At 61.2% G+C, this 1565-nt stretch carries 1 protein-coding gene and 1 pseudogene; both read left to right on the plus strand.

Annotated features, from left to right (window positions below; translation table 11 throughout):
* Nucleotides 1-180 precede the first annotated feature (180 nt).
* Complete coding sequence (locus tag AC1DJT_RS36605; RefSeq protein WP_476836050.1) at nucleotides 181-1101, plus strand: NAD-dependent epimerase/dehydratase family protein; 921 nt, start codon at nucleotides 181-183, stop codon at nucleotides 1099-1101.
* Nucleotides 1102-1134: 33 nt separating this feature from the next.
* Nucleotides 1135-1290: pseudogene (locus AC1DJT_RS36610) on the plus strand (transposase); the annotation flags it as partial.
* Between the last annotated feature and the right edge of the window lie 275 nt (nucleotides 1291-1565).

Genomic DNA, 1565 nt, shown 5'->3' on the forward strand with positions numbered 1-1565 from the left:
CCCCATGGCATGGGATTGTTGCTTATTTATATCGGATAAATTCATTCGCAAATTCGAAATAAAACCACATCGATTTCGATTTGCTTGATTGACTACGTTTTTTCTATCCTGACCCAACGAGTAGACATGCCAATTGCCACTGTTGATGTTCCGAGGCTCGATGGCACCCGTTGCCTGATCATGGGTGGCGGCGGATTTCTCGGTATCAACCTGGCCAACGCTCTGGCCCGTCAAGGCGCGGTCGTCCGGGCCTTCGGGCGCGCGCCGGCCGATCGGCGGGCGCTGGACGAGCGGGTCCATTGGAGCAGCGGATATTTCGAGGATCAAGCGGCCATCACCGAAGCCGCGCGGGGGCAGGAGATCGTGTTCCATCTCCTGAGCAGTTCGGTGCCGGGAAGCCCCGGGCAAAAGCCTGTTTCCGATCTCGAGACGAATGTGCTGGGCACGTTGCGCTTCCTGGATATCTGCAACGATGCCGCCGTCAGAAGGGTCGTCTTCGCCTCGTCTGGCGGTACCGTCTATGGCCCGGCCGACAGGCATCCGATCGCGGAAACCGCGCCGACCCATCCGATATCGGCCTATGGTGTCGGCAAGCTTGCGATCGAGAAATACCTCGCCCTGTATCACCACCTTTACGGGCTCGAATATCTCGCCTTGCGCATCGCCAACGCCTATGGCCCGCTGCAATCGGCTCTGAAGCGCCAAGGCGTCGTCGCCGCGATGCTCAGTCACGCGCTCGCCGGCAAGCCGCTCGAAATCTGGGGCACGGGCKAGATCGTGCGCGATTTCATTCATATCGACGACGTCGTCTCGGCCTTTCTCTGGGCCGCGACCTATGACGGGCCTCACCGCGTCATGAATGTTGGATCGGGGGCAGGGCTCAGCATCAATCAGGTGGCGAGCGATATCGAGGCCATCACCGGCACTGCCGGCCKGTCCAGGATCTATCGCGCCGGCCGAGCCGCGGACGTGCCCGTCAACATCCTCGAAATCTCGCTGATCACCCGGGAAACGCCTTGGAGACCCAGACGCGCCTGGCTTGATGGCCTGCGCAGCACTGCTGAATGGCTGGCGGCGAAAAAGCACGCGCCGCTGATGTGATCCGACGCATKATTTCGGGGGCGCCAGGGCAATCTCCGCACGCTTCTGCGTCCGTTCTACAGCGAGACGGGGCGGCCTTCGATCGATCGGGAGCTGATGATCCGGACGCTGCTCATCGGCCGACAGAGCGCGTTGTTCGAGACGACGATCCGGCGTTGCATCGCGGACGGGCTCGCCGGCGCAGCCGGCGGTCGTAGACGGACAGTCATCAGATTGGGATGCGAGGTCATGGCGATCGACCGCGATTTCCCCCTAGATGCCCATTGTTCTCAAGAGCCGAAGCGATTGCGGCGGCCCATGCGAAGGCATGGGCGCGACTGATCCAGACGCCGAAAGCGGTGCTGTAGCCACGGCGAACCCTGAGCTGCCCCAAGCGCTAGAGCATCGGACCGGAAAGTGGAATCCGGTTTTCGGAAAATCCGATGCTTAAACAAAGAGCTAGATCGCCGCTCCTGCGTCCGAAC

This window comes from Allobosea sp. 05T422_2, assembly GCF_056396265.1.